Here is a 26290-nt window from a genome sequence, read left to right as displayed (position 1 = left end):
CCGCCAGCTGAGTTTAGCATCACCTGTAAAAACCAAGTAAAACTTGAAACAAGTAAAATAAAAATCGCAAAAAGCACTAACGAAATTAAGCCCTTGCGGAGGTGAAACTTAAATGCAAGCCTTAGCCTTTTTTTTGCGATCTTCCTATCTAGGCCGGCATAGGTAAATAGTTAACAGGAGTTGAAGGCGGCTATAATCACAACCAGTCACCAAACAGCAAGAGCCACACCTCCACTTTACATTTCTAACAAACAGAGATACTCCTCACTAGAAATAATCCAGGAGCCTTGTCCAAACAACAAAATAAACTTCAAACAGCAGAGATAAAAAACTCCACAATTGCCCCCCATATTTGTTGCCACTCAAGACAATCCTAGACAAACCATCAACCGTGGGACCATGGCAATAACAAAAAAAACAATTGCTGGAAAAACAAACATTTGAACGAGCGTCACTGAAGGAGTATACCCAAAGGCCGATTTAACCAGACTAACGACTCCTTTATAAACCAACCCCATAAATAAACCCAATAAAGCCGACAACAAAATCGACATGCTTACTCCTACAAAGAATAGCTAACAGAAAGCAGAAAAAACCCTTTTAATGCATTGACACCAGTGAACTCAGGCCCAAGCCTGTACGCCCCTTCCTCTTGCGAATAACTTAGCGCCCCCATTGATACCTCTCTCGAATCATTTCATTCAGAAAAAGCCTAGGCAGGTCATCAGCTTCGGAACTATAGCAATGACCAAAATTACAACAGCAGGAACATAAAACACATCAAGATATTTATTTGAAAACGTAAATCCAAACGTCACTTTCACAAAATCATTCGCCCCCCTGCAGGCAAGCGCGATAAACAAGCACAAAACCGCATACAACAGTATTTTCATAGCATCACCTGCTAGCCGACCGATATAATAAAATAAAAGCGCAAAAAGGCTAATACAGCCAATATTCTAGGATAGACGCTGTAATTAAAGCGCTTTTTGCGCTCCTTTACCTAGTATTAGCCTCCGCGTGGTTTCATTTCTCGGCCTATACCTCCGGCGACTATCCCTCCGCCATAGCCGAGCCCAACTCCTTTTATTGCATTAACTAGACCAGTCGGTCCACCAACAGCTCCAACTAATGCCCCTCCTACCGTAACACCGACAAAATCTCCAGTATTAAATGCCCCCTCCTACTGTAGTTCCAATATAGCCTCCAACTAACTGATTAGGGCCAATCCCTTTGACTTGAAAATCACCATCAAAACCACAACGGCCACCGCCGCCATTCCTTAAAATGCCGTCTCCGCCGTACCGCTCAGCGAAAAATGTTTTTTATCTGTTCCTATCTTTCCGACAGAATTGCTATTAGCGACAACGTAACTGTATTTTGAGAGCACTTCCTCTTTGCTCAAACCACATTTTAATTTTTCGTTAAAAAATACAATTGAAGTTCCTTTAGCTTCGACTGCTTCAAAGCGTACGAAAACTTCCTGCAAGTCAGATAACCTGTTATGTCCCATAAGAGCGACAACACCCTTCCGTGATTACGGCCAATTGCTGATCCCAGACAAGATAACCATTCTACTGGCCGGAAAAAATCCTACACATGTAGGGGTGATGATCGCGAGCATAAGGCCGTATAGTTCCATCGCACCGACAACCTATGATGCCTTGAACGCCACAACAAGCTGTGCGCTATCACGTATTGCTCTCTTTACGTTAGATACAATAGCAACTCTATATCGTTACGCTGCCATGCCAATTTTTTCCCACCAGAATCAGAGAAAGAGACGTTTTGTATCGATGAAAAAACTCCGTTATTTAGAACTGAGGCATTAGAAGCAAAGCAAGTACGATTATTAGGAGAAATAGTTCTAATTCGGCCTGTATCCTTCGCCGTATTCACGCTGTTTTCCACACTGCCAGCATCGCTGGTAGTCATTTTCTTCATATGGGGCAGCTATACAAAGCGGACCACCGTGCCAGGCCAGCTCATATCGTCTTCGGGACAAATCAAGATATACGTCCCACAATATGGTCGAATACTGGAAAGCTTTGTCCATGAAGAGCGCCGAGCGACAGGAAGACCGACATTATCGTTAACTGCTGACATCTCCGAAACCCAAAGCAATCGATCACAGGCGCTCAACGGAGATAGAAGCGAACGCGACAGAACGATCGGTTTGCAGCTAAATATTCCCTTGTTTGAAGGATTCGAACGCACTTATCAAATACGTAATGCCCAAGCACGCCTTGAGGCAAGCAGGGCTGAGCTTATCGATGCGGAACAGATAGTATTAGTTGACTTATGGGCAAACTATCAAGCACTTAGTATCGAAACTCTCAGCCTGGAACGTACAGGTGAATTGGTGGTGCAGTCGCGCCAGTCTCTTGAGATAGTTCAAGGTCGTTATCGCTCTGGTGTTGGTAGCATGATCGAATTGCTTAACACATTGACGTCTTATGCTTCAGCGGAAGAGCAACACATTAGAGCGTTGAGCAATTGGCAAGTTTCTCGTTTGAAATTGGCCGCTAACCTGGGGCGCCTTGGGTTCTGGACACTGCAGTAACCGAACCCGGCGGTGCCGACTGTCATTCCGGGGGTGAACACCAGCATCCCTGTCCACCAGATCCATACATGGACATTGTCCTGGAGGCCGGTGATGCCTTCTATCTCCACGTGGTGGGTGGCATAACCCATTGCCACTGGGAGAAGCTACCTTTTATCTGGCGACAGGTACCTTCCCGGCTTATACCGTCGATTGTCCGATCCAGCACGAGGTCGTCTCCTATCGCCAGCATACGGGGATGGCCAATAGATACGGGCGTCATTATCTTCTGTAATTAATTCTCAGTTACCCATTATTCAAGATTGCTCCCCGATGAGTAACCTGAGCTCTCTCTCGCAGGGCGGGTTTTGTGGTGGATAGGAGATCGCTATCGCGAGCAAGCTCGGCTCCTACATAGCAGACGGCTGGCGGCGTTAATTTACAAAGATTGCCCGCAAGCAAATGGCTACACTGCGCAGGTGGCGCGTACCGGATGTGCGCATCAGTCATTCGTCTGTCATTCAAAATGGCGTGGTAGCAGGAGAGTTGCGTGCTTAAGAAACTGGGGATAAAAGGCCGCGTGCTGTTGTTGAGCCTGTTGCCGACCAGCTTGATGGCATTGGTGCTGGGCGGCTATTTCACGTGGATGCAGCAGTCCGACCTGCAAACCCAGCTCCTGCAACATGGCGAGATGATCGCCGAACAACTGGCACCGCTGGTGGCCCCTGCCATGGGCCATAACAACTCGGATTTACTGGAACGCATCGCGACCCAATCCCTGGAACAGACGGATGTTCGCGCCGTATCCTTTCTCGCTCCCGACCGCACGCCTCTGGCCCATGCGGGCCCGAGCATGCTCAATCAGCCACCGATCGGTAACAGCCCCCACATGCTGCGACGCACCGGCAGTGACGCGACGCGCTATCTATTGCCGGTGTTCGGCCGACACCGCAACCTCGCCGGTGACCTGATCCCTGATGAGTCCGACCGCTTACTGGGCTGGGTGGAGCTTGAACTGTCCCACAACGGCATGCTGCTGCGCGGTTACCGCAGCCTGTTCGCCAGCCTGCTATTGATCGCCGCGGGCCTTGCCGGCACGGCCCTGCTGGCGCTGCGCATAAGCCGCACAATCAATACGCCGCTCAGCCTGATCAAACACGCTGTTGCGCAACTCAAGGAAGGTAACCTGGAGACCCGCCTGCCGGCACTCGGCAGCCAGGAGCTGGATGAACTGGCATCAGGCATCAACCGCATGGCTGGCACTCTGCAAAACGCCCAGGAAGAATTGCAACACAGCATCGACCAAGCCACTGAAGACGTTCGGCAGAACCTGGAGACTATCGAAATCCAGAACATCGAACTGGACCTGGCACGTAAAGAGGCGCTGGAAGCAAGCCGGATCAAATCCGAGTTCCTGGCCAACATGAGCCACGAGATCCGCACGCCCCTCAATGGCATCCTCGGCTTCACCCATCTGCTGCAGAAAAGTGAGTTGACACCTCGTCAGCTGGATTACCTGGGCACCATCGAGAAGTCCGCCGACAGCCTGCTGGGGATCATCAACGAGATTCTCGACTTCTCGAAAATCGAGGCCGGCAAGCTGGTGCTCGACAGCATTCCCTTCAACCTGCGAGACCTGCTGCAGGACACCCTGACCATCCTCGCCCCGGCGGCCCACGCCAAGGAGCTTGAACTGGTGAGCCTGGTCTACCGCGATACCCCATTGTCGCTGGTCGGCGATCCCCTACGCCTCAAACAGATCCTCACCAACCTGGTGAGCAACGCGATCAAATTCACTCGCGAGGGCACCATCGTCGCCCGCGCCATGCTCGAAGAAGAGCATGAAGACAGCGTGCAACTGCGCATCAGCATTCAAGACACCGGTATCGGCCTGTCCAATCAGGACGTGCGTGCCTTGTTTCAAGCGTTCAGCCAGGCCGACAACTCGCTGTCCCGACAACCCGGCGGCACCGGTCTGGGCCTGGTGATTTCCAAACGCCTGATCGAACAAATGGGCGGCGAGATCGGTGTCGACAGCACGCCCGGCGAAGGATCCGAGTTCTGGATCAGCCTGAGTCTGCCGAAAGCCCGCGACGACGCCGAAGACCTGCCGTCTGCGCCACTGCTTGGTCGCCGCGTCGCTGTGCTGGAGAACCACGAACTGGCCCGCCAGGCCTTGCAGCATCAACTGGAAGACTGCGGCCTGGAAGTCACCCCGTTCAATACCCTGGAAGCGTTGACCAACGGCATCACCGGCACCCATCAGACCGATGAGGCGATCGACCTGGCGGTGCTTGGCATCACCACCAAAGACATGCCGCCCGAACGCCTCAACCAACATATCTGGGACCTCGAACATTTGGGCTGCAAAGTGCTGGTGCTATGCCCGACCACTGAGCAGACGCTGTTCCATCTCTCGGTGCCCAATCCCCATAGTCAATTGCAGGCCAAACCGGCCTGCACCCGCAAGCTGCGCCGAGCCTTGTCCGACCTGGTCAATCCGCGCCCGATGCGCAACGAGCCCGGCGAGCCCATTTCCAGCCGTGCGCCGAAAGTGCTCTGCGTCGATGACAACCCCGCCAACCTGTTACTGGTGCAAACCCTGCTTGAAGACATGGGGGCCAAGGTGCTCGCGTTGGAGAGCGGCGATGCCGCGGTCAGGGCAGTACAGAAGCAGGCCTTCGATCTGATCCTGATGGACGTTCAGATGCCCGGGATGGACGGCCGCCAGACCACCGAAGTGATTCGCCACTGGGAAAGCGAGCGTCATAGCACCCCGCTACCGATCGTTGCTCTGACCGCCCATGCCATGGCCAATGAAAAACGCGCCCTGCTGCAAAGCGGGATGGACGACTACCTGACCAAACCCATTAGTGAGCGCCAACTGGCCCAGGTAGTGTTGAAGTGGACTGGCCTTGCGCTGCGCAATCATGGGCCGGAGCGCGCCGGCGAGTCCTACGGTAATAGCACCGAGTTGCTGGTGCTCGATCATGAAGAAGGACTGCGCCTGGCCGCCGGCAAAGCCGATCTGGCTGCCGATATGCTGGCGATGTTGCTCGCCTCTCTGGAGGCTGACCGTGAAGCCATCCGCGTCGCCCGGGAAGCCAAAGACCAGAATGCGCTGATCGAGCGGGTCCATCGCCTGCACGGTGCCACCCGCTACTGTGGCGTACCGCAACTGCGAGCAGCCTGCCTGCGCAGTGAAACCCTGCTCAAGCAAGAGGACCAAAAGGCCTTTGCCGCTCTGGATGAACTGGACCGAGCCATCAACCGCCTGGCTACCGAAGCCCGCATCGGCGCTTGACCCACGGCAATACTGGCAATGCAGGTGAACGTTAAGCTCATCGCACCTGCAAACAAGGATGAAGCCATGCGCACGATTCTCTTTAGCTGCCAGACCTATGATCGCGACAGTTTCCTCGGTACCGAGCAACCGGCCGATGTCGAGTTACAGTTTCAATCGGCACGGCTGAGCCTGGACACGGCGGCTCTGGCTGAGCACCACGAAGTGGTCTGCGCCTTCATCAATGACGATCTCAGCGCGCCGGTGCTTGAGCAGCTGGCGGCCGGCGGCACCCGCTTGATCGCCCTGCGCTCGGCCGGCTACAACCATGTCGACCTGCCAGCAGCCAAACGCCTGGGGCTGAGCATCGTCCGGGTTCCGGCCTACTCACCCCACGCGGTGGCCGAACATGCCGTGGCCTTGATTCTGGCGCTGAACCGACGCTTGCATCGCGCTTACAACCGGACCCGCGAAGGTGATTTCAGCCTGCACGGCCTGACCGGTTTCGACCTGGCGGGCAAATCCGTCGGCGTGGTCGGCACCGGCCAGATCGGCACCACTTTCGCCAAAATCATGGCCGGGTTTGGCTGCCAGCTACTGGCGTACGATCCGTATCCCAACCCGCAGGTGGAAGCCCTCGGTGCCCGATATCTGAGCCTGCCCGAGTTGTTGGCGCAAGCTCAGATCATCAGCCTGCATTGCCCGCTGACGACTGAAAGCAAACACCTGATCAACAGTCAGTCACTGGCCCATATGCGACCGGGCGCGATGTTGATCAACACCGGCCGAGGTGGCTTGGTGGACACACCGGCACTGATCGACGCACTGAAAATCGGCCAACTGGGCTATCTGGGTCTGGATGTGTACGAGGAAGAAGCACAACTGTTCTTCGAGGATCGCTCTGATCTGCCGCTGCAAGACGATGTACTGGCGCGCCTGCTGACGTTCCCGAACGTCATCGTCACCGCCCACCAGGCCTTTTTGACCCGCGAAGCCCTGGCCGCGATTGCCGCAACCACCTTGCAGAACATTACCGCCTGGGCGGCGGGCACACCACAGAACCAGGTGTAAGGCCAAGCCACGGGTCGACTGCCTGATCGAAGGTCACAAGCCCGGGCCATGCTGGATTCGTCCGCGTGCTAGCATACCGCCCATACTTGGAGGACCCATGGTCGAACACGATTTCCGCTACAGCCTGATGAGCCCGCAACACACCCTGATCGAATGCCGCGCCTTAGTGCCGGGTCGTTATCAAGTCACCGGTAACGGCGGCTCGATACAGAACGATGACGTCCTGGTGGTCACCCTCAAAGGCAGCAAGGACTTGTCCATGCGCCTGACCGTAGAAAAAGTCCGTCACCTGATCAACCCGATCGGCCAATGGGTCGCCGTGGCCCGTGGTCCGGTGTTCGGTGAACTGGCGATTCACACGTGGCAGGTCAACTGCGACAGCTGTTCAGCCGAGCTGAACTTCGAGTTCGCGGTTGACGCCAAACTCGGCAACAACGCACAAAAGCCTGCCGCCACAGCGCGCATAGCCGAGCTTGGCTGGGTAAGCAAAGGCGAGAAGCACCTGTGCCGCAAATGCCAGGAGCCAGGCTAATGAAACATCTGACCATGATGGGGATGGTCGGTGCCAGCCTGTTGGGATGCGCTGCTGAGCCAGTGAAACTGCAACAGGATCACAGCTACATTCTGGAGTGGATCGGCGAACGCCCGCTGATCGATAACAGCCACCTGACCATCACCCTCGGTGAAGACGGTCGGGCCTATGGCAATGGCGGCTGCAATCACTGGTTTGCGCCTTACACCCTGGACGGCGACAAACTCAGCTTTGGCAAGGTCGGCAGCACCCGCAAAATGTGCGCGCCGGCATTGATGGAGCAAGAAAAACGCTTCCTGCTGGCACTGGAAACCGTGCAACGCTGGGACATCTCGCCGATCGAGCAAGTACGTTTCTGGCCGGCCGAAGGCAAGCCGCTGCGTTGGTGGCTGGAAGAGGGCTGATACAACAATCCCTGTACCTGCAGGAGCGAGCTTGCTCGCGATGAACTTGAACTTGATGCGTTTCTTCAATGAGTACGCGTTATCGTTAACGACCATCGCGAGCAAGCTCGCTCCTACAGAGATCTATGTTGTTCCCATTAGACTCTTCAGTTTTTCGCCTGCAACGCCGTAAGCTTTGCCATCACTCCCGCCGCCGTTTGCTCACCCATCAACTGCTCACGCACTTTGCCCTTGTTATCAATGATGTAGGTCACCGGCAATGCCTCACTGCGCGGCAACTCGAAAAAATCGGCCGGGTCCTGGGCCAACACGGTGAACTTGATCCCCAGCGCTTCACTGGCCTTCTTCAGCTCCTCCCCCTGCACATTGTCGAAGTTGACCCCAAACACACTGATCGACTTACCCTTCAATTGCTCAGCCAGGACATTCAACTCGGGAATCTCTGTTCGGCAAGGGCCACACCATTCAGCCCAGTAATTGATCACCACCCATTGTTTGTCCAGACGCTCGGACGCGATCTTCTGCCCCTGCTGATCGACGCCGTAATCATTGCCGCAGCCGCCGAGCAGCAAGGTTGTGATGATCGCCAATACCGCCGCCAGTCGCCTTGTCATGTCTTGGTCCTTTGAAAAGATTGGTTCTGAATCCACTTTGACTGCGACCCATCGCCTCCCAAGGTTCAGGACTGCTCGCCACACAGGTAGAATAGCCGCCACTTTACGCAAGATGCGACCCGCACATGACCGATCTGACGCTTTATCACAACCCGCGCTGCTCGAAATCCCGCGGTGCACTGGAACTGCTGCAAGCTCGTGGCCTGGCCCCGACCGTAGTGCTCTACCTGGAAACCCCGCTCGATGCCGCACAACTGCAAAGCCTGCTGGACAAACTGGGTGTTAGCGCCCGCCAGCTGCTGCGCACCGGCGAAGACGAGTACAAGACCCTCAACCTGGCGGACAGCAGCCTGACCGAGGCACAGCTGATCGCCGCCATGGCCGCGCACCCGAAACTCATCGAGCGACCAATTCTGCAAGTCGGCGACAAGGCCGTGATCGGCCGTCCGCCGGAGAAAGTGCTGGAGATCCTGCCGTGAGTGCGCCGTATATTCTGGTTCTGTATTACAGCCGCAGCGGTTCGACCAACGAAATGGCCCGGCAGATTGCCCGTGGTATCGAACAAGGCGGTCTGGAAGCTCGTCTGCGAACGGTACCGTCGATCTCCACTGAATGCGAAGCGGTAGCGCCGAGCATCCCGGACGAAGGCGCCTTGTATGCCAGCCTCGACGATCTGAAAAACTGCTCGGGTCTGGCCCTTGGTAGCCCGACCCGCTTCGGCAATATGGCCGCACCGTTGAAGTACTTCCTGGACGGCACCAGCAACTTGTGGCTGACCGGTGCACTGGTAGGCAAACCGGCCGGAGTCTTCACCTCCACCGCCAGCCTGCACGGCGGCCAGGAAACCACCTTGCTGTCGATGATGCTGCCGTTGCTGCACCACGGCATGCTGATCACCGGCCTGCCCTACAGCGAATCAGCTCTGCTGGAAACCCGCGGCGGCGGTACGCCTTACGGCGCCAGTCACCACGCTGGCGCCGATGGCAAAAGCCCGCTGAACGAGCACGAAGTCGCCTTGTGCCGGGCGTTGGGCCTGCGCCTGGCGAAAACCGCCCGGCAACTGGAGAGCAGCCGTGGCTAAAAAGCCCAAGATCCTGCCCTCAATCGAGTGGCTGGAACCACGCGTACGGGTAGCCCGAGTATTGAGCCTGCTTTGCTTTCTCGGTTTGATCGGCCTGTTGTGCGCGTACTACCTGATCATCGCCGACCTGCATGGCGCGAGACCCTGGGTGATCCTGCTGATCGAGCTGGTGCCTTTGCTTCTACTGACACCGGGCATGCTCAGCGGCAGCGCCCGTGGGCATTCATGGATGTGCTTTGTGGTGAACCTGTATTTCATCAAAGGCGCATTGGCCGCCTACGATCCGAATCGACAGATGTTCGGTCTGCTGGAAATGGCCGCGAGCCTGGCCGTGTTCTGCAGCGCGCTACTGTATGTGCGCTGGCGGTTTCAGCTCAATCGCAAGCTGGCGGGGGAAGGTGAAGTGCTGGCTTGATAGATGAGAGTCGCCGGACCAACCACCATCGACGACCCGACTTCCTATCTAAAGCCTTATTTATTAAAGCCTGAGAGCTTGCGGCAATCGTTATCCAGTCAGGAGAGGGCATGCACGACTACAAATGGTTAAACGAATATTGTCTCAATCGCTTCGGTTCAGTGGCGGCCCTGGAGGCACACCTGCCCTCCCCTGCATCTGCCCAACAATTGAGAAAAATCAGCGACGATCGCTATTTATCGACCTTGGCGTTAAGAGTTTTCCGTGCCGGATTGAAGCACAGCCTGGTGGATGCAAAATGGCCGGCGTTCGAGCAGGTTTTCTTTGGGTTTGATCCGGAAAAAGTCGTGTTGATGGGGGCTGAACATCTTGAACGCCTGATGCAGGACGCACGCATCATCAGGCATTTAGGCAAGCTCAAAAGCGTACCGCGCAATGCTCAACTGATCCTCGATATTGCTCATGAACATGGCAGCTTTGGGGCCTTCATTGCTGACTGGCCCACGACCGATATCGTTGGCCTCTGGCAATATCTTGCCAAACATGGAAGCCAACTGGGTGGTCTCTCGGCGCCGAGGTTCCTGCGAATGGTCGGTAAAGACACGTTCATTCCGACATTCGACGTGGTTGCTGCGCTGAACGCCCAGAACATCATCGACAAAGTTCCAGGCAGCAAGCGGGACCAGGCGAAGGTACAAGAGGTTTTCAACCTCTGGCATAGCGAAAGCGGACGGCCGCTCTGTCAGTTATCCGCCATGCTGGCTTATACGGTAAACCATTGATCCGCGATCAAACCCGGCCACCTGGAAACCGTTCAGGGTGCACTGCCCTTTTGTAAACAAGTACGCGGCAGTGCACCAGCTGAGATCTCCCTCGCCAGTGCGCTAAACTGATCGCTCCCGGTCTCGATACTTTTCATTTTGCAAACTCCCCCTCATTTCTGGCAGCCTGTTAGATATCGTCAACTTCAAACGTGATTTCCACAGCAAAATGAACTAGAGCGGATGTGTCATCACACCAAACTTCAGCCCCTCCCTGAATAAGGCTTCCCTGTCACAAGGGAAGCCTGCCCCCCCTCCAAATTTTTCACATTCCTTTCACCAATCCCCCACCTGGCTTGCCCTAGATTTGCGTTCAGGTCACTGTCCAGGGTCTTCGCGCGCACTGAAAGTTTTCGTTTGAGAATCATACAAGGGTGAACAATGTGGTTAATTCCGTCCCGGCCGGGTCGCCATCGAAACGAGTCATGACAACCAGACTCAAGAAACTGCTACTTGGGGCTGGCATCGCCACGGTGAGCTTGATTCTGGCCACCGGATTCGTGTTATGGCCAAAAACGCCGTTGAACCTGGGAGAGGGAAACCACATGAACACCGCTGGTGTTTATGAACACTGGAAGGCCGGAGACGTTATCGTACTGGTCAGACATGCTGAACGCTGCGACCGTTCCAGTAATCCCTGCCTCGGCCCGGCAGACGGCATCACCCGTGTCGGCAGCATCGCCGCGGCAGAAGTGGGTAAAGCCTTCCAGACCATCGGGATGGTGAACGCCGATGTACTCAGCAGCCCGGCGACCCGCACCCTGCAGACATCGCAGTCCATGTTTGGACAAGCAGCCGCCGCTCAAGACTGGCTGGCCAGCTGCGGCAAGCCCCTGTCAGATGACGCGCTCGCCCATAAAGTCGCCCATCGCAATCTTGTGTTGGTTACCCACAGTGGATGCATCAGCGACCTCGAAAGTCAGTTGGGTTTTAAACATGCGCCTACAAGCGAGTACACCAGTTCCCTATTCGTCTCTGTCGGAGCGGGCGGCCAACTAAATGTGCTGGGTGTCATGAATGAGCAAGATTGGGCGTCCACACTAAAAAAAGTCGCCAAATAATTTGTTACTATTTTTAATCGCTGCACAATCATGCCCCATCAGTAAAATGGCGGACCGGACGTGCCAGACTTTATTCGACGCCTCAGGAATCGCTACTAACAACCGCGTTACGACAGCAACTTCAATGATCGCTTATTCGTAAACATGCGCCGCGACGAAACTCGCAGGTTGCGAGCACATGCTCTGGAAACGTAATTATTTGCGCTGAGCCACCCGACTTTTTTGTTTAGACGCTTGAGTTCTCTTGAGTAAGTCGAACCTTTAGTCTGTGGCACATTCAGGCTTCAGGCATGCCTTTAAAGGTCTGAGCGGCAGAACACCAAAATTCTAAAACAACATATACAGAGGTAGAACGGATTCTGATGGCTAACGATTTTCGCCCACTGGCGACCCACACCAGTCAGCGTGACACTCATCTTCACTTCTTCGGCAACCTGCTGCCAACACGCATCGACAGTTTGCCCAAGGGTCTGCTGCCATGCAGCGCCCTGAACGATCACAAAGACTGCCTGGGAGCACAAAGCGCATGATTAGACGTTGGGCGTTGCCATTACTGCTGTTGGCCTTTGGCCTGTTCTATCTTCTGCCACTGGCTTCTCACGGGCTGTGGATTCCAGACGAACCCCGTTATGCCCAAATCAGCCAGGAGATGCTGCTGAGCGGCGATTGGGTTTCCCCGCACTTCATGGGCATTCGTTATTTCGAGAAGCCTATCGCCGGCTATTGGATGATTGCCATCGGCCAGGCGATATTCGGCGATAACCTGTTCGGAGTCCGCATCGCTTCTGCTGTGAGCACCGGGCTGAGCGTGCTGTTGACGTACCTGATCGCCCGACGCCTCTGGAATGATCCGCGCAAGAGTTTTGCTTCGGCCTTGCTTTACATGAGCTTCGGCCTCATCGCCGGTCAAGCCGGGTACTCCAATCTCGATCCGCAATTCACTTTGTGGGTCAACTTGAGCCTGGTGGCGTTGTGGTTTGCTATTGACAGCACCACACAGCGGGCCCGATTGACGTCATGGGCGGTACTTGGCTTCGCCTGCGGCATGGGCTTCATGACCAAGGGGTTTCTCGCCTGGCTGCTGCCGGCGTTGATCGCCCTGCCCTATATGCTCTGGCAACGGCGCCTGGGGGAACTGCTGCGCTACGGTCCGCTGGCCGTCATCGTTGCAATCATCGTCAGCTTGCCTTGGGTGCTGAGCATTCATGCTCACGAACCCGACTTCTGGAGGTTTTTCTTCTGGAATGAACACATTCGTCGCTTCTCCGCAGAGGATGCCCAGCACACTCGCCCATGGTGGTTCTACCTGCCGATGCTAGTGGTCTCCAGCCTGCCCTGGGCGGCATTGCTGCCTTCTACATTCACGCAAGCGTGGAAGAGCAAACAGCAAGCGGGCACCGGTTTCCTGCTGCTTTGGCTGGTGCTGCCGCTGGCATTTTTCAGCCTTAGCCGAGGCAAACTGCCGACTTACATCATGCCGTGCCTGCTGCCGCTGGCGGTACTGATGGGCAACACATTGATCGACCGGATCACACAAACGCAAGGCCGCGCTATCCGTATCAATGGGTTGCTCAATCTTGTCATCGGTACGGTTTCGCTGCTCGCGCTGATCTATCTGCAATTGACCAAGCCGGTTTACGGCCAGCAAGAAATGATGAGCCTGTCGCTGACATTCATCGTATTGATGGGCTGGATCATGGCCAACATGCTGCAGGCCGTCAGACCATTGACCATGTGGGCCGCACCAGCCCTGGGCATCTGGCTGCTGATCGCCTTGTTGCCTGCCGGCATGCCCAACAGCATTGTTCATAACAAGATGCCCGACCAGTTCATCAACGAACACATCGAAGAACTCAAGCAAACCACAAAACTGCTGAGTAACGATCTGGGGGCCGCTTCTGCTCTTGCCTGGAGCCTGAAGCGTCCTGAAGTCGAGTTGTTTAACACCGCTGGCGAACTGAAATACGGCCTGACTTATCCTGACTCGGTCAACCGTCTGGTTGACACCAAGAGCGTCCAGCAATGGATGACCGATGCCCTCAAACAAGGCTCGGTTGGCGTGATCATGCGAGTCAAGAACGTGGAGGAGATACAGGAGGTCGAACTGCTGCCTGTGGGCGGCAAGCGTTACGAGCAGGGCAATCTCGTGATTCTGATCTTCCCTCAGAGTCAGCCATGACCTTGCCTGATTCCCGATGACACGGCTTTCGCATATCCCTGACGAATCGAAGACATGACGAACTGCTTAGCCTTGGCGCATCTATCATTCACGGCCCCCCATGGGGGCCTTCACTCTAGACGGGCCCATTTGTCGCCCTTGGAAATACTCAAATGAAGCTATGGAACAGCGACAAGAAAGCGCTGGTGCTGTTGCTCGGCGTATCAGCACTGCTTCTGTTGTTGGGTTTGGGGACGAGAGAGCTCTGGGGGGCGGAAACCCGCTGGGCGAACATCGCGCTGCAAATGATGCAGACGGGTAACTACTTCGATCCCTACCTCAAAGGCATGCCGTATTACGACAAGCCACTCCCCTCTTACTGGCTGATTACCGCCACTGCCTGGCTGATGGGCGGGCTGGGTAATTGGTCACTACGCCTGACTTCGGTCATCGCCGCCTGGCTGAGTATCTGGCTGATCTATCTGATCGGCGAGCAGCTGTTTCGCAAAGGCACCGGCCTGATCGCCGGGTGGATGCTGGCGACAACCTTCTATTTCATCTTTTGGGCACGGGTTGCGACGGCCGATATCCTGACTGTATTCGGCATACTCGCGGCCGTCTGGTGGTACTGGCGCGACCCGAATGACACCCGACTGGGCCGCTACACCGTGTTCTTCCTGCTGCTGGCAGCGACCTCGCTGCTCAAGGGTCTGATCGGCTTCATTTTGCCGGGGTTGGTGCTGTTGCCGCACCTGCTCAGCGAGAATCGCTGGAAACGCCACCTCAACCTGCGACTGTGCCTGGCCGTGTTGATCGCCGGCCTGGTGTACATGGTGCCGTTCATACTCTCGCACCTCTACGGCGCCCCCACTTACGGCGCGAGCGGCCTGGGCCTGGTGTTCCGGGAAAACGTGGTGCGTTTCTTCCAGCCGTTCGACCAGTTCGGACCGATCTACACCTATCTGATCTACCTCCCGGTCTATACATTGCCTTGGGCGCCGTTCTGGATACTCGGGCTGTGGCTGGCGGTACGCAATTGGCGGCAAACCGAACCCAACACCCGCTGGCTGATCTGGGGCCTGGGCCTGTTGTTCCTGTTCTTCACCGCCAGCGGCAGCCGGCGTAGTTACTATGTGTTGCCACTGGTGCCGTTCGCCCAACTGTTAGCGGCCTGGTGGGTCACCCGCCGAATTGACGAAAAACGCGCCGCCGGCAAGGTCAGCGGCCCTGGTTGGAAAAAGGGCTTCGGTGCGGCAGCGGCGCTGTTGATCGTGGTGCTGGGCATCATCTACCCGTGGACCAATCTCGGCGGCGGGGTCGTCCAGTTCAGCGCGGACGTACGCGCCGAGGCCAGCAAGAGTGCACCCTGGAATCAGTGGCGCATGGTGATGGTCGAGGTTGATAACAAACTGCCTATGTACATCCAGAATCAGGGGGCACCGTACTATTACGTTCGCGATACCGACGACTTTCCGCGTGAAGGCGATAGCGCAACCCTCATGGCATGGCTGGAAAAAAACAGCGGTCAGCGCTGGGATCCGCAGCGCACTATCATCATCGCGCAATATAAGGATGCGGATAAGCTGCCGCTGAACTACCTGACCGCCGACCATCAGGTGATTCTCACTAAACCTAACAATGGTGAGCGGATGTTCCACAATCGTGACTACGGCAGCGTTGCGTTTCTCCCCAAAGCAACGACCCCTTGAGTGATAAATCGAGAGGCCTGGCAGGCCTCTCGATCCATCAGAGGTTCAGCACATTGACGAACCGCGAAGCTGCGGTTTCGTCGATCCGCAGGTTGGTGAAGTCGAACAGGTTACGGTCCGCCAATTGCGAAGGGATAACGTTCTGCAAGCTGCGGAAGATGCTTTCGGTCCGACCCGGGGTCTTGCGCTCCCATTCCTGAAGCATTTCCTTGACCACCTGACGTTGCAGGTTCTCCTGAGAACCACAGAGGTTGCACGGGATGATCGGGAATTGCTTGAAGTCGGAATACGCCTGGATGTCTTTCTCGTTGCAGTACGCCAGCGGCCGGATCACCACGTTACGACCGTCATCGGCACGCAGTTTGGGCGGCATGGCCTTTAACGAGCCGTTGTAGAACATGTTGAGGAAGAAGGTCTCGACGATGTCGTCGCGGTGATGACCGAGGGCCATTTTGGTCGCACCGATTTCATCGGCGAAGGTATACAACGTGCCGCGGCGCAGGCGTGAACACAGCGAGCAGGTGGTCTTGCCTTCAGGAATGAGCTCCTTGACCACCGAATACGTGTCTTTTTCGACGATGTGATATTCCACACCCAACTCTTTCAAGTAGGCCGGCAACACGTGCTCTGGAAAGCCCGGCTGCTTCTGGTCCATGTTCACCGCGACGATCTCGAACTTGATCGGTGCAACTTTCTGCAGATGCATCAGCACGTCGAGCATGGTGTAGCTGTCCTTGCCCCCGGACAGGCAGACCATGACCTTGTCGCCCTCTTCGATCATGTTGAAATCGGCGACGGCTTCACCGGCCTGCCGGCGAAGGCGTTTCTGCAGTTTGTTCTGGTTGACCGTAAGAGTGCCCATGGCGCTTGAAATCCGCGAGGTATGACGAAAGGCCGGCATTTTACGCAAAAACTCTGCGTGGGCGAAGAGTCTGCCCATGAGTAAACCCGGTAAGGCTGGCGCACGCCCTGTGGCGAGGGGGTAACCGTAGATGCAGGACAAGCTCCCTCGCCACAGAACCTGCATGTTTCCAGAAGATGCAGCGATTAAGCCTCGCGTTTACAGCGCGATTTGCTCTAAAGGGCCGCACCTTTGCCGGCAACTCCTTCCTATACTGCGACATAAGGTCGTACACATATAGAGACCTTTACTTACTTCGGCCGCTTGGCCCGTAGGCGCTCCGTTTGGGGGGCGATGGTAATAGCAAAAGGAGTGAATGGCATGATCCATCACGTTGTGGGGCTCTTCACCCACCCTGATCAAGAATGGCGAGAAATCCGTGGCGATGCAGAGGAAAGCATCAGCCATATGTACCTCACCCACACACTGATTCTCGCAGCGATTCCAGCGATTTCAGCCTTTATCGGTACCACTCGTGTCGGCTGGGTCATCGGTAGCCGCGCTCCAGTCATGCTCACTCAGGAAAGTGCACTGTGGATGACGATCATGTCCTATCTGGCCATGCTCGGCGGCGTAGCCGTGATGGGCGCCTTCGTTCACTGGATGGCGCGTACCTATGATGCCAGTCCGAGTCTGGCCCGTTGCGTCGCGTTTGCCACCTACACCGCTACGCCGCTGTTTGTCGGAGGTCTTGCGGCGCTGTACCCGCACATGTGGCTGGGAATGTTCGTCGGTACTGCGGCCATTTGCTACACAGTGTATCTGCTGTATGTGGGCTTACCGACCTTCATGAACATTCCATCGGATGAGGGTTTTCTCTTCTCAAGCTCGGTGCTGGCCGTAGGGCTGGTCGTGCTGGTCGCGATCATGGCTTTCACCGTGATTGTCTGGGGCCTGGGCGTTGGTCCGGTCTATACCAACTGACGCGGGCAACTGACATCGTCACAAAAAAAAATAGAATTCTGCCAACACAACAGGCCGCCGCAAGGCGGCCTTCTATTGATACGCTGACCATTCGGCGCCTGAGCGATTCGGAATGCGCGTGGTTTGCGGCATACTCGGCACCTCTGGAGATCCGTACAGCATGCCCGAGCAACTCAATACCCGCGTCGAACACTGCTTCCAACAAGCCGAATCCTTTTTCAAACGACCTTTCAAACGCCCCGCGGTCAGCCTCAAGTTGCGCGGCCAGAAAGCCGGCGTCGCGCATTTGCACGAAAATCTGCTGCGCTTCAACCCGCAACTGTACCGGGAAAACAGCGAAGACTTCCTCAAGCAGACCGTGGCCCACGAAGTCGCGCACCTGATCGCCCATCAGCTGTTCGGCGAGCGCATCCAGCCCCATGGCGAAGAGTGGCAATTGATCATGCGCGGGGTGTACGAGTTGCCGCCCAACCGCTGCCACACCTACGCGATCAAGCGCCGCAACGTGACCCGTTACATCTATCGCTGTCCTTGCGCTGACAGCGACTTCCCGTTCTCGGCCCAGCGCCACAGCCTGGTCAAACAGGGCCGGCGTTATCTGTGCCGCAGGTGCCGGCATACACTGGTGTTCAGTGGGGAAATGCGGGTGGAGTGAAGCTGTCGACTTTTCACCCTCTCTCTAATAGCTCCACCGGCCTCATCGCCAGGGCGCTAACCAATCACCCTGGCACTACGCAGCTCTTCAATCTGCTGAGCGCCATACCCCAACTCCCTCAAAACCTCATCGGTATGCGCGCCCAACTGCGCACCAATATGCCGAGGCTCGGGTAATCCATCTGAAAACTTCAACGGACAGGCCATCTGCGACTGCGTACTGCCATCGACCCGAGGCACCTGGCTGACCAGTTCCCGCGCTTTCAACTGGGGATGCTCGAAGGCCTCGGCCAGGCTGAGCACCGGCTCGACACAGGCATCGACACCTGCGAACAACTCGCACAACTCGGTAAAGGCATGCTTCTCGAACTCAATCTGCAACTCCAGCTTGAGCGCCTGCTGCTGTTCGGGCTCGGGCGACAAGCCCTGTCCCACCAGTTCCGGGCGCCCCAGCGCCGCGCAGAGCTGCCGCATGAATGCAGGTTCAAGACTGCCCACCGACAGCCAGCGGCCATCACGAGTGCGGTAGTAGTCGTAAAAGCTGCCGCCGTTGAGCATCTGGTTTTCCCATTCGGGCTCGACACCGCAGGCCAGATAGCCAGCACCGGCCATGGCGTTAAGACTGAAGGCGCAGTCGGTCATGCTCACGTCCAGGTGCTGACCCAGCCCGCTGTGCTGACGGGCAATCACTGCCGCCAGCAGACCAATCACCCCATGCAGCGACCCACCGGCAATGTCCGCCACCTGAATTCCCAACGGCAACGGCCCGCTGTCCTGACGCCCGGTGTAACTGGCCAGCCCGGCCAGGGCCAGGTAGTTGATGTCATGACCGGCGCGATCCTTGTACGGGCCGGTTTGACCATAGCCGGTGATCGAGACATAAATCAGCTTTGGATTGATCGTCTTCAAGGCTTCATAACCCAACCCAAGACGCTCCATGACACCTGGGCGAAACTGCTCCAGAACGATGTCGTAGTCCTGCACCAGTTGCTTGACCACGTCCAGCGCCGCGGGCTGTTTGAGGTCCAGCGCCACGCTGCGTTTATTGCGGTTGAGGTAGGCGTGGCTGGCGGATATGCCCTGATCATGGGGCGCCAGCACGCGCAGTAAATCCATGCGGGCCGGCGACTCGATGCGCAATACCTCGGCGCCCATGTCCGCCAGCAACAGCGAGGCGAACGGCCCTGGCAGCAAGGTGGAAAAATCCAGTACTTTGAGTGATGCCAGAGGACCTTGCATGAACGCTCCACAATCCAGATCGACTACCTCCAGAGTAGGCAGCTGGCAAGCCCACGGCAATCACCGCAAGCATCAGCTGGACTGACCGTTGCGCTCAAACCGCGCCCATGAAAAAACCCGCCGAAGCGGGTTTTTCATTACAACGCGGTCTTACTTGACGGACGTTGAGGTCGGGGTTGTGGCTGGGCTTTCAGCCACAACCAGATCGTCTTCGTCACGGACGTTGGTAATGCCGCGACCACCGGAAGCCAATTCGACATGCAGCGTGTCTACGTCCAGCTCCTTGACCCACTTGGCCACAACCAGGGTCGCAACAGCATTGCCCACCAGGTTGGTCAGGGCACGGGCTTCGGACATGAAGCGATCGATACCGAGGATCAGTGCCAGACCGGCAACCGGCAGGTGACCAACGGCGGACAGGGTGGCGGCCAACACAATGAAGCCGCTACCGGTCACGCCAGCGGCGCCTTTGGAGGACAACAACAGCACCACCAGCAAGGTGATCTGATGAGTAATGTCCATGTGTGTGTCGGTCGCCTGAGCGATGAACACCGCGGCCATGGTCAGGTAGATCGCAGTACCGTCGAGGTTGAACGAGTAACCGGTCGGGATCACCAGACCCACTACCGATTTCTTCGCACCCAGGCGCTCCATCTTGATCAGCATGCGCGGCAACACGGATTCCGAAGAGGAAGTGCCGAGTACGATCAGCAGCTCTTCACGGATGTAACGGATCACCTTGATCACGCTGAAGCCGTGAGCACGAGCGATACCGCCCAGCACCACCAGCACGAACACTACGCAGGTGATGTAGAAGCAGAGCATCAGCTGGCCCAGTTGCACCAGCGAACCGACGCCATAGGCACCGATGGTGAAGGCCATGGCGCCCAACGCACCGATTGGTGCGAGCTTCATGATCATGTTGATGACGTTGAACATCACGTGGGCGAAGCGATCGATGAAGTCCAGCAACGGCTTGCCGTAGGAACCCAGGCGATGCAGGGCGAAACCGAAGATCACCGAGAACATCAGCACCTGCAGGATATCGCCGGTGGCGAATGCGCCGACAATGGTGGTCGGAATGACGTTCAGGAGAAAGCCAACGACACTTTGATCAGCACCGGCAGCCACATAGGCAGCGACCTTGGAGGCATCCAGCGTGCTCACATCGATGTGCATGCCGGCACCCGGCTGGACGATGTTGACCACGACCAGACCCACCAGCAAAGCGATGGTGGAAACAATTTCGAAGTACAGCAGCGCGTAACCGCCGGTCTTGCCGACCGACTTCATGTTCTGCATGCCAGCGATACCGCTGACAACGGTGCAGAAGATGATCGGCGCGATGATCATTTTGATCAGTTTGATGAACCCGTCACCCAGCGGCTTGAGCGCCACGCCTGTCTGAGGATAGAAATGGCCGATCAGAATACCGATAGCGATGGCTACGATCACCTGCAGATACAGGGATTTGTAAAATGGCTGACGAGTCGTCATTGCAAAGTTCCTCAAGAATGTCGCCCGGCAATCATCCCTCTGACGCCCACGACACCTACAGTGCGAACCCTCCTGCACTGGAGGGATTTGTTTTGTCGAGCTGCGCGCTGGCAGATCTCTCACCCTTACCGCAAAGCCCGTGCCACCTTGCCGAAAAAACCCTGAAAGCCTTTAGGCATAAGGGGTAAGCAAAAATAACCGGAACATTCCTCCTGGCCAAAGTGGCGGATATCCGCCCATCGACCGGCCATCATCCTGCAATTTGGCGGATATCCGCCTTGTCCATCGCCAGGGGCGTGGCTAACATCGCCCCCTCAATGGACGGACCTACCCTTATGCGCGAACGTACCATCGCCAGCCATTTCGCCCGTGCCGCCCTTGGCGGAGCGCGCAGGCAGGGCTTTGACTATTCGGGCTTGCTGCAACAACTGGGCATCGGCGCAGAGTTGCTGGAGGAGCCCAAAGCACGCCTCGCGCCCGAGCAATTCACTGGCTTGTTGCAATTGCTCTGGCAGGCGCTCGATGACGAATACCTGGGGTTTGGCCATGGCCCCAGTAAACGCGGCACCTTCGCCATGATGTGCCACGCGTTGATTCACTGCCGCAACCTGGAAAAAGCACTCAATCGCGGCTTATTATTTTATAGCCTATTCCCCGAGGCTCCGCGTCTGAGCCTGACCCGCGAGGGCGAAATGGCCCGCCTGAGCCTGGACGATTCGCAGTTTTGGGACCCCGACCACTTCCTCTGCGAGTGCTTGCTGGTGATCTGGCATCGATTGGGCAGTTGGCTGATCGGCCAGCGCATTCGCCTGGAGCAAGCCACATTCAGCTACCCGAAACCCGAACACAGCGCCGAATACGACTTGCTGTTCCCTTGCCCGCTGGTGTTCTCGACACCAAACAGCAGCCTGCTATTCCACAGTCGCTACCTGAGCATGCCTGTGCTGCAAGACGAACGCACGCTCAAACACTTCCTTGAACGCTCGCCAGCCGATCTGCTGTCACGGCCAGATGACGGTGACAGTTTGAGCAGCCAATTGCGGCGCCTGCTCAGCCGTGACAGCTCACACTGGCCCGATCTTGAAACAGTCGCTCAACACCTGCACATCAGCCCACAGACCCTGCGCCGGCATTTGCGGGAGGAAGGCTCGAGTTTTCAGGAGTTGAAGGACCAACTGCGCCGCGACATTGCGATTTACCACTTGGGACGCGCCGATCTGTCGTTGCAACAGATCGCCGAGCAACTCGGTTTTTCCGAGCCCTCGGCCTTCCACCGGGCGTTCAAGAAATGGACCGGTCTGACGCCTGGGGCTTATCGCGCCCAGGAGAATTGAGCGCACGACCTTTACCGATTCAGCCAATCTGCTAGGTGAGGTGCATTCAAACCACCGGAAAATGAATCCGGAACGCTGCCCCGCCCAGCGGCGAATCATCCAGCGTCAGCCGCGCGCCGTAGCTTTCGATGATGTCCTTGACCACCGCCAGACCGATGCCCTGTCCCGGATGCTGTATGTCCAGGCGCTCTCCTCGTTGAAGTATCCGTGCGCGCTGGCCCGACGGTACGCCGGGGCCGTCATCTTCCACGCACAACTCGATGCCGCTCAAGGCTTCCCGCACGCTGATGCGTACCTCGCTCAGGCATAAACGGTAGGCGTTCTCCAAAAGGTTACCCATCATCTCGAGCAAGGCGCCCTGCTCGATCGGCACATAGCAATGCTGCGACAGGTCCAGGGAAACCCGCACCTGCTTGTCGCGATAGACCTTGTCCAGTGTATCGCAAAGGCTTTGCAGCACCGGCCGTAGCCGGACCTGATGGCGCACCAGGCCACTTTTACGCAGGCTCGCGCGCTGCAATTGATAGCTGATCTGCTGGCTCATGCGTTCGATCTGGGTTTGCAGCACCCTGGCCTGATCCCGCCCCTGCGGTCGCTGAGCCATGTCCTCACTCACCCCTTGCAAGACCGCCAACGGGGTTTTCAAGCTGTGGGCCAGGTCATCCAGAGAATCCCGATAACGACTGCGCTGCTCGCGCTCGCTATGCAACAAGCGGTTCAGCGAACCGGTCAATCGCAGCAGCTCACGAGGGTGCTCTTCACTGAGGCTTTCAAGGGTCCCGCCCTCGATCTGGTCCAGCTCCTGACTCAAGCGCCGCAATGCCTGCAAACCCCAGGTCAAACCAATCCAGAGCAGCGCCAGCAATACCAACAATGCGGCACCGAAACCCAGATAGAGATTTTCCCGCAGCCCTTCCAGCGTCAGCTGGTACTCACGCACCGGTTGCAGGGCAACAATACTGAACGCCGCATTTTTACCGCCGAGCAATTTGACCTCGACGTCATAGACGAAGAACTCCTGGCCATCGGCCTCACGAATCCTCGCAAACTTACTGCCACGCCCGTCGTAACGTGGCGTGTAGTTGATGTTTTCTTCCTTGGTCGCTCTCGAGCGCCAGACCAGATGCCCTTCGCGGTCATAGATGTAACCGAGCAAACGGCTGTCGGTGAGATTAAAACGCTCATCCGGCAACTGCTCCGGCATCAACAGACGATTGTTTTCGACCCGCGCCGCAGAAATCAGCGTGGTCACATCCGAGGCCAGGCGCTGCTCGATGGAATCCTGCAATGCCAGGCTGAACGCCCCCTGCATGGCCGGCAACAGCGCCAGCATGAACAGCACGGCCAGGGTCGTCGCCGCCAGCATCAAGCGCAAGCGTAGCGAACGGATCACCGGCAGCGCTCGTTGAACAGATAGCCCAGACCGCGCACGGTATCGATCGGCTTGAACCCGGACGGCCCTTCAAGTTTACGTCGCAAGCGCCCGACCAAGACTTCGATCACGTTCGGATCACGCTCCTCGTCATCCGGATAGAGCTGCTCCATCAGGCGGTCCTTGGCCACCACCTGTTGATGATGACGCATCAGGTACTCGAGGATTCGGTACTCATAGGCAGTCAAGGCCAGCGGCTGTTCATCGAGGGAGGCTTGTTTGCGATTCAGATCAAGCAACAAGGGCCCGGCGATAATAGTCGCCTGGGTAAACCCGCTCGAGCGGCGTAACAGCGCATTCAACCGCGCATCCAGCTCTTCGAACTGGAACGGCTTGACCACATAGTCATCGGCGCCAGCGGCCAGCCCTTCTACTTTGTCCTGCCAGTTACCGCGGGCAGTAAGGATCAGGATCGGAAACGTCTTGCCTTGCAAGCGCAACTGGCGGATCAGATCAAGACCGCCCATGCCCGGCAGGCCGAGATCGATCACCGCCAGGTCATGGTTGAACTGCTCGGTCTGGTACAGTGCCTCCTCGGCATTGGCCACCGCCTCGACCACATGACCACTGTCCGTGAGTCGGGTTTGCAAATGATGACGCAGCAGCGCCTCATCTTCGACAACCAGCAGTTTCATAAAGCTCTTCCAGGCAAAATCGACTCTCCAAGGGCGCTTCATCGCGCCCTGATCGCTTATAACGGTAACCCAGTTCAGCTGAAGTGTTCTGCGAAAACTGCTGCAAGGTTAACCACCTGCCCCTGAACTCCCCCTGAACGTTCTCTGAACCTGAGCTGAACCAAATCGACTACGCTGTCTGGACGTCTTTCAAAGGAGAACTGACCATGCGCGTGTTCCTTGCTTTCGTATTATTGGCCTTGAGCGGGCTGAGCCAGGCGGCGATCAAGACCCAGGAAATCCCCTATCAGGGCTCCGATGGCACCCGGCTGATCGGCTACTACGCCTATGACGACAGCATTCAGGGCGCTCGCCCCGGCATCGTCGTGGTTCATGAATGGTGGGGGCTCAACGACTATGCCAAGCGCCGCGCCCGTGACCTCGCCGCTTTGGGGTACAGCGCGCTGGCCATCGACATGTATGGCGAAGGTAAAAATACCGAGCATCCGAACGACGCCAAGGCCTTTATGCAGGCGGCATTGAAAGACAACGCGACAGCCAGCGCCCGCTTCAATGCCGGGCTCGATTTATTGAAAAAGCAGCCGCAGACCGACCCGAACAAACTCGCCGCCATCGGTTACTGCTTCGGCGGCAAAATCGTGCTGGATGCCGCACGCCGGGGCGTGCCACTGGCCGGTGTGGTGAGTTTCCACGGAGCGCTGATGACTGACACCCCGGCCACAGCCGGTAGCGTCAAGGCCAAACTGCTGGTTGAGCACGGCGCCAGGGACAGCATGGTCACGCCAGACAACGTCAGCGCCTTCAAGGCCGAAATGGACAAGGCTGGCGCCGACTATAAATTCGTCAGCCTGGAAGGCGCCAAACACGGTTTCAGCAACCCGGACGCCGATCGCCTGAGTCACGGCGACCATGGCGGGCCGGACATTGGCTACAACAAGGCCGCCGATGAACACTCATGGGCGGATATGCAGGCTTTCTTCAAGAAGATCTTTGGGTGATATGCCCGCAAGCAAGAAAATTCCGAGCCAGGCATCAGTACCGTGGCGAGGGAGCCAGCTCCCTTGCCACAGGGATCGCATCAGGCTACTACCCAGCCTGAACGCAACCCGGCAAAATGCCCGACATGAATCCGCCCTCCGCACTTCCCGCCTGTTGCACTCCACTCGATGCCCACTGGCCGTTGCCTGTCGTTCTGCCGCACACAGTGCTGCTCGGTACTCACTTCGATCCGTCACAGTTGGCGCCTGATGATTTCCAGCGCTGCGCTATCGAACCGCCCGCGAGCATTCAACGTTCGGTGGCCAAGCGCCAAACCGAATTTCTTGCCGGACGCCTCTGCGCCCGGGCCGCCTTGCAGCAGCTTGAAGGGCTCGACTGCATCCCGGCCATTGGTGAGGATCGCGCACCGGTGTGGCCGGCGCACATCTGCGGTTCGATCACCCACAGCACCGGCCGGGCTGCAGCCATTGTTGCGCATAAGGAACATTGGCGCGGATTGGGGATGGACCTGGAAAACCTGCTCAATACAGAGCGCGCCCAGCGACTGGCCGGAGAAATCCTCACCCCGCCCGAGTTGCAACGCATGGCCAGCGCCCCCCAGGAACAGATCGCCCTGTTAGTGACCCTGACGTTCTCAGTGAAAGAAAGCCTGTTCAAGGCGCTCTACCCGATCGTCCAGCAACGCTTCTATTTCGAGCATGCCGAGGTGCTTGAATGGGACGAAAACGGGCATGCCCGTCTGCGCCTGCTGACTGACCTCTCCAGCGAATGGCGCAACGGCAGTGAGCTTGATGCGCAGTATTGTACAGGCGATGGGCAGTTGCTGAGTCTGGTCAGCATTGAGGCCTGAGAGATTTTTAGTGTCTGTCAGGCCGCCATCGCGAGCAAGCTCGGCTCCTACAGGATTTGTGTTGGTCGCGGGATATGGGCACAACCTATATGCCCTGTAGGAGCCGAGCTTGCTCGCGATGGCGATCTAACAGC

The 26290-nt window shown here is 56.9% G+C and carries 26 protein-coding genes and 1 pseudogene; 18 read left to right on the top strand and 9 right to left on the bottom strand.

Going from position 1 to position 26290, the window contains the following annotated elements:
• Positions 1 to 362 precede the first annotated feature (362 nt).
• From AC07VR_RS26015 to AC07VR_RS26005, 3 genes are all read right to left on the bottom strand, one after another.
• Positions 363 to 554, bottom strand: coding sequence for a hypothetical protein (locus AC07VR_RS26015; protein ID WP_495012976.1), 192 nt, complete (start codon positions 552 to 554; stop codon positions 363 to 365).
• A gap of 147 nt (positions 555 to 701) precedes the next feature.
• Complete coding sequence (locus tag AC07VR_RS26010) at positions 702 to 893, bottom strand: hypothetical protein (RefSeq protein ID WP_495012975.1); 192 nt, start codon at positions 891 to 893, stop codon at positions 702 to 704.
• Positions 894 to 1282: 389 nt separating this feature from the next.
• Entirely contained in the window at positions 1283 to 1489 is a 207-nt protein-coding gene (locus tag AC07VR_RS26005) for a hypothetical protein (protein ID WP_495012974.1), read from the bottom strand.
• 567 nt (positions 1490 to 2056) lie between these two features.
• On the opposite strand from AC07VR_RS26005, the pseudogene AC07VR_RS26000 reads away from it, so the two are divergent.
• The 5 genes and pseudogenes from AC07VR_RS26000 to AC07VR_RS25980 all read left to right on the top strand — a co-directional run.
• Positions 2057 to 2563, top strand: a pseudogene (locus tag AC07VR_RS26000) (TolC family protein); the annotation flags it as partial.
• A gap of 529 nt (positions 2564 to 3092) precedes the next feature.
• Positions 3093 to 5846 carry a response regulator gene (locus AC07VR_RS25995; protein WP_495012973.1) on the top strand — a complete coding sequence of 918 codons (2754 nt, stop codon included), beginning with the start codon at positions 3093 to 3095 and terminating at the stop codon, positions 5844 to 5846.
• Positions 5847 to 5912: 66 nt separating this feature from the next.
• Positions 5913 to 6896, top strand: a complete 984-nt coding sequence (locus AC07VR_RS25990; RefSeq protein WP_494993685.1) for a 2-hydroxyacid dehydrogenase — start codon at positions 5913 to 5915, stop codon at positions 6894 to 6896.
• A 97-nt stretch (positions 6897 to 6993) separates the two neighbouring features.
• Positions 6994 to 7428: a hypothetical protein gene (locus AC07VR_RS25985; protein WP_494993684.1), complete on the top strand. Its 435-nt coding sequence runs from the start codon at positions 6994 to 6996 to the stop codon at positions 7426 to 7428.
• Positions 7428 to 7832, top strand: coding sequence for an META domain-containing protein (locus tag AC07VR_RS25980; protein WP_494993683.1), 405 nt, complete (start codon positions 7428 to 7430; stop codon positions 7830 to 7832). Before AC07VR_RS25985 ends, AC07VR_RS25980 begins: the two co-directional genes overlap by 1 nt.
• Positions 7833 to 7978: 146 nt before the next feature.
• Here the strand turns inward: AC07VR_RS25980 and AC07VR_RS25975 are convergent, their stop codons facing one another.
• Positions 7979 to 8446, bottom strand: a complete 468-nt coding sequence (locus AC07VR_RS25975; protein ID WP_495012972.1) for a TlpA family protein disulfide reductase — start codon at positions 8444 to 8446, stop codon at positions 7979 to 7981.
• A 125-nt stretch (positions 8447 to 8571) separates the two neighbouring features.
• Between AC07VR_RS25975 and arsC the strand changes: the two genes are divergently transcribed.
• From arsC to AC07VR_RS25935, 8 genes are all read left to right on the top strand, one after another.
• Positions 8572 to 8925: an arsenate reductase (glutaredoxin) gene (gene arsC, locus AC07VR_RS25970; RefSeq protein ID WP_495012971.1), complete on the top strand. Its 354-nt coding sequence runs from the start codon at positions 8572 to 8574 to the stop codon at positions 8923 to 8925.
• Positions 8922 to 9527, top strand: a complete 606-nt coding sequence (wrbA, locus tag AC07VR_RS25965; RefSeq protein ID WP_494993680.1) for an NAD(P)H:quinone oxidoreductase — start codon at positions 8922 to 8924, stop codon at positions 9525 to 9527. Before arsC ends, wrbA begins: the two co-directional genes overlap by 4 nt.
• The gene (locus AC07VR_RS25960; RefSeq protein WP_495012970.1) at positions 9520 to 9942 is read left to right on the top strand and encodes a DUF2069 domain-containing protein; all 423 of its coding nucleotides are present in this window, start codon (positions 9520 to 9522) and stop codon (positions 9940 to 9942) included. Before wrbA ends, AC07VR_RS25960 begins: the two co-directional genes overlap by 8 nt.
• A 110-nt stretch (positions 9943 to 10052) precedes the next feature.
• Entirely contained in the window at positions 10053 to 10724 is a 672-nt protein-coding gene (locus AC07VR_RS25955; protein WP_494993678.1) for a DNA-3-methyladenine glycosylase I, read from the top strand.
• A gap of 464 nt (positions 10725 to 11188) precedes the next feature.
• Complete coding sequence (gene pmrG, locus AC07VR_RS25950) at positions 11189 to 11824, top strand: lipopolysaccharide core heptose(II)-phosphate phosphatase PmrG (protein WP_495012969.1); 636 nt, start codon at positions 11189 to 11191, stop codon at positions 11822 to 11824.
• Between the two features lie 362 nt (positions 11825 to 12186).
• Positions 12187 to 12354: a hypothetical protein gene (locus AC07VR_RS25945; protein ID WP_495012968.1), complete on the top strand. Its 168-nt coding sequence runs from the start codon at positions 12187 to 12189 to the stop codon at positions 12352 to 12354.
• Positions 12351 to 14003: a lipid IV(A) 4-amino-4-deoxy-L-arabinosyltransferase gene (gene arnT, locus AC07VR_RS25940; protein ID WP_494993675.1), complete on the top strand. Its 1653-nt coding sequence runs from the start codon at positions 12351 to 12353 to the stop codon at positions 14001 to 14003. Before AC07VR_RS25945 ends, arnT begins: the two co-directional genes overlap by 4 nt.
• 152 nt (positions 14004 to 14155) lie before the next feature.
• Positions 14156 to 15691 carry an ArnT family glycosyltransferase gene (locus AC07VR_RS25935; RefSeq protein WP_494993674.1) on the top strand — a complete coding sequence of 512 codons (1536 nt, stop codon included), beginning with the start codon at positions 14156 to 14158 and terminating at the stop codon, positions 15689 to 15691.
• A 37-nt stretch (positions 15692 to 15728) separates the two neighbouring features.
• On the opposite strand, the gene ttcA is transcribed toward AC07VR_RS25935, so the two are convergent.
• Positions 15729 to 16553, bottom strand: coding sequence for a tRNA 2-thiocytidine(32) synthetase TtcA (ttcA, locus tag AC07VR_RS25930; protein ID WP_494993854.1), 825 nt, complete (start codon positions 16551 to 16553; stop codon positions 15729 to 15731).
• Positions 16554 to 16913: 360 nt separating this feature from the next.
• Between ttcA and AC07VR_RS25925 the strand changes: the two genes are divergently transcribed.
• Positions 16914 to 17516, top strand: coding sequence for a Yip1 family protein (locus AC07VR_RS25925; protein WP_494993673.1), 603 nt, complete (start codon positions 16914 to 16916; stop codon positions 17514 to 17516).
• A gap of 160 nt (positions 17517 to 17676) precedes the next feature.
• Entirely contained in the window at positions 17677 to 18171 is a 495-nt protein-coding gene (locus AC07VR_RS25920) for a SprT family zinc-dependent metalloprotease (RefSeq protein ID WP_494993672.1), read from the top strand.
• A gap of 56 nt (positions 18172 to 18227) precedes the next feature.
• Here the strand turns inward: AC07VR_RS25920 and AC07VR_RS25915 are convergent, their stop codons facing one another.
• A complete protein-coding gene (locus tag AC07VR_RS25915; RefSeq protein ID WP_494993671.1) occupies positions 18228 to 19409 on the bottom strand; it encodes a CaiB/BaiF CoA transferase family protein in 1182 nt (393 codons plus the stop codon).
• A 150-nt stretch (positions 19410 to 19559) separates the two neighbouring features.
• Complete coding sequence (locus AC07VR_RS25910) at positions 19560 to 20906, bottom strand: dicarboxylate/amino acid:cation symporter (protein WP_494993670.1); 1347 nt, start codon at positions 20904 to 20906, stop codon at positions 19560 to 19562.
• A gap of 335 nt (positions 20907 to 21241) precedes the next feature.
• Here AC07VR_RS25910 and AC07VR_RS25905 point away from each other — a divergent pair, with 335 nt between their 5' ends.
• A complete protein-coding gene (locus tag AC07VR_RS25905; RefSeq protein ID WP_494993669.1) occupies positions 21242 to 22240 on the top strand; it encodes an AraC family transcriptional regulator in 999 nt (332 codons plus the stop codon).
• Positions 22241 to 22286: 46 nt separating this feature from the next.
• On the opposite strand, the gene AC07VR_RS25900 is transcribed toward AC07VR_RS25905, so the two are convergent.
• Both AC07VR_RS25900 and AC07VR_RS25895 read right to left on the bottom strand, forming a co-directional pair.
• Positions 22287 to 23633, bottom strand: a complete 1347-nt coding sequence (locus tag AC07VR_RS25900; protein ID WP_494993668.1) for an ATP-binding protein — start codon at positions 23631 to 23633, stop codon at positions 22287 to 22289.
• Positions 23630 to 24307 carry a response regulator gene (locus tag AC07VR_RS25895; protein ID WP_494993667.1) on the bottom strand — a complete coding sequence of 226 codons (678 nt, stop codon included), beginning with the start codon at positions 24305 to 24307 and terminating at the stop codon, positions 23630 to 23632. Before AC07VR_RS25895 ends, AC07VR_RS25900 begins: the two co-directional genes overlap by 4 nt.
• A 206-nt stretch (positions 24308 to 24513) precedes the next feature.
• Here AC07VR_RS25895 and AC07VR_RS25890 point away from each other — a divergent pair, with 206 nt between their 5' ends.
• Positions 24514 to 25305: a dienelactone hydrolase family protein gene (locus AC07VR_RS25890; RefSeq protein ID WP_494993666.1), complete on the top strand. Its 792-nt coding sequence runs from the start codon at positions 24514 to 24516 to the stop codon at positions 25303 to 25305.
• A 125-nt stretch (positions 25306 to 25430) separates the two neighbouring features.
• Positions 25431 to 26156 carry a 4'-phosphopantetheinyl transferase family protein gene (locus AC07VR_RS25885; RefSeq protein WP_494993665.1) on the top strand — a complete coding sequence of 242 codons (726 nt, stop codon included), beginning with the start codon at positions 25431 to 25433 and terminating at the stop codon, positions 26154 to 26156.
• Positions 26157 to 26290 lie beyond the last annotated feature (134 nt).

This window comes from Pseudomonas sp. GW821-FHT02H09, assembly GCF_059421425.1.
Note: the sequence above shows the minus strand (reverse complement) of the source record. Positions and strands in the feature narration are given on the sequence as shown.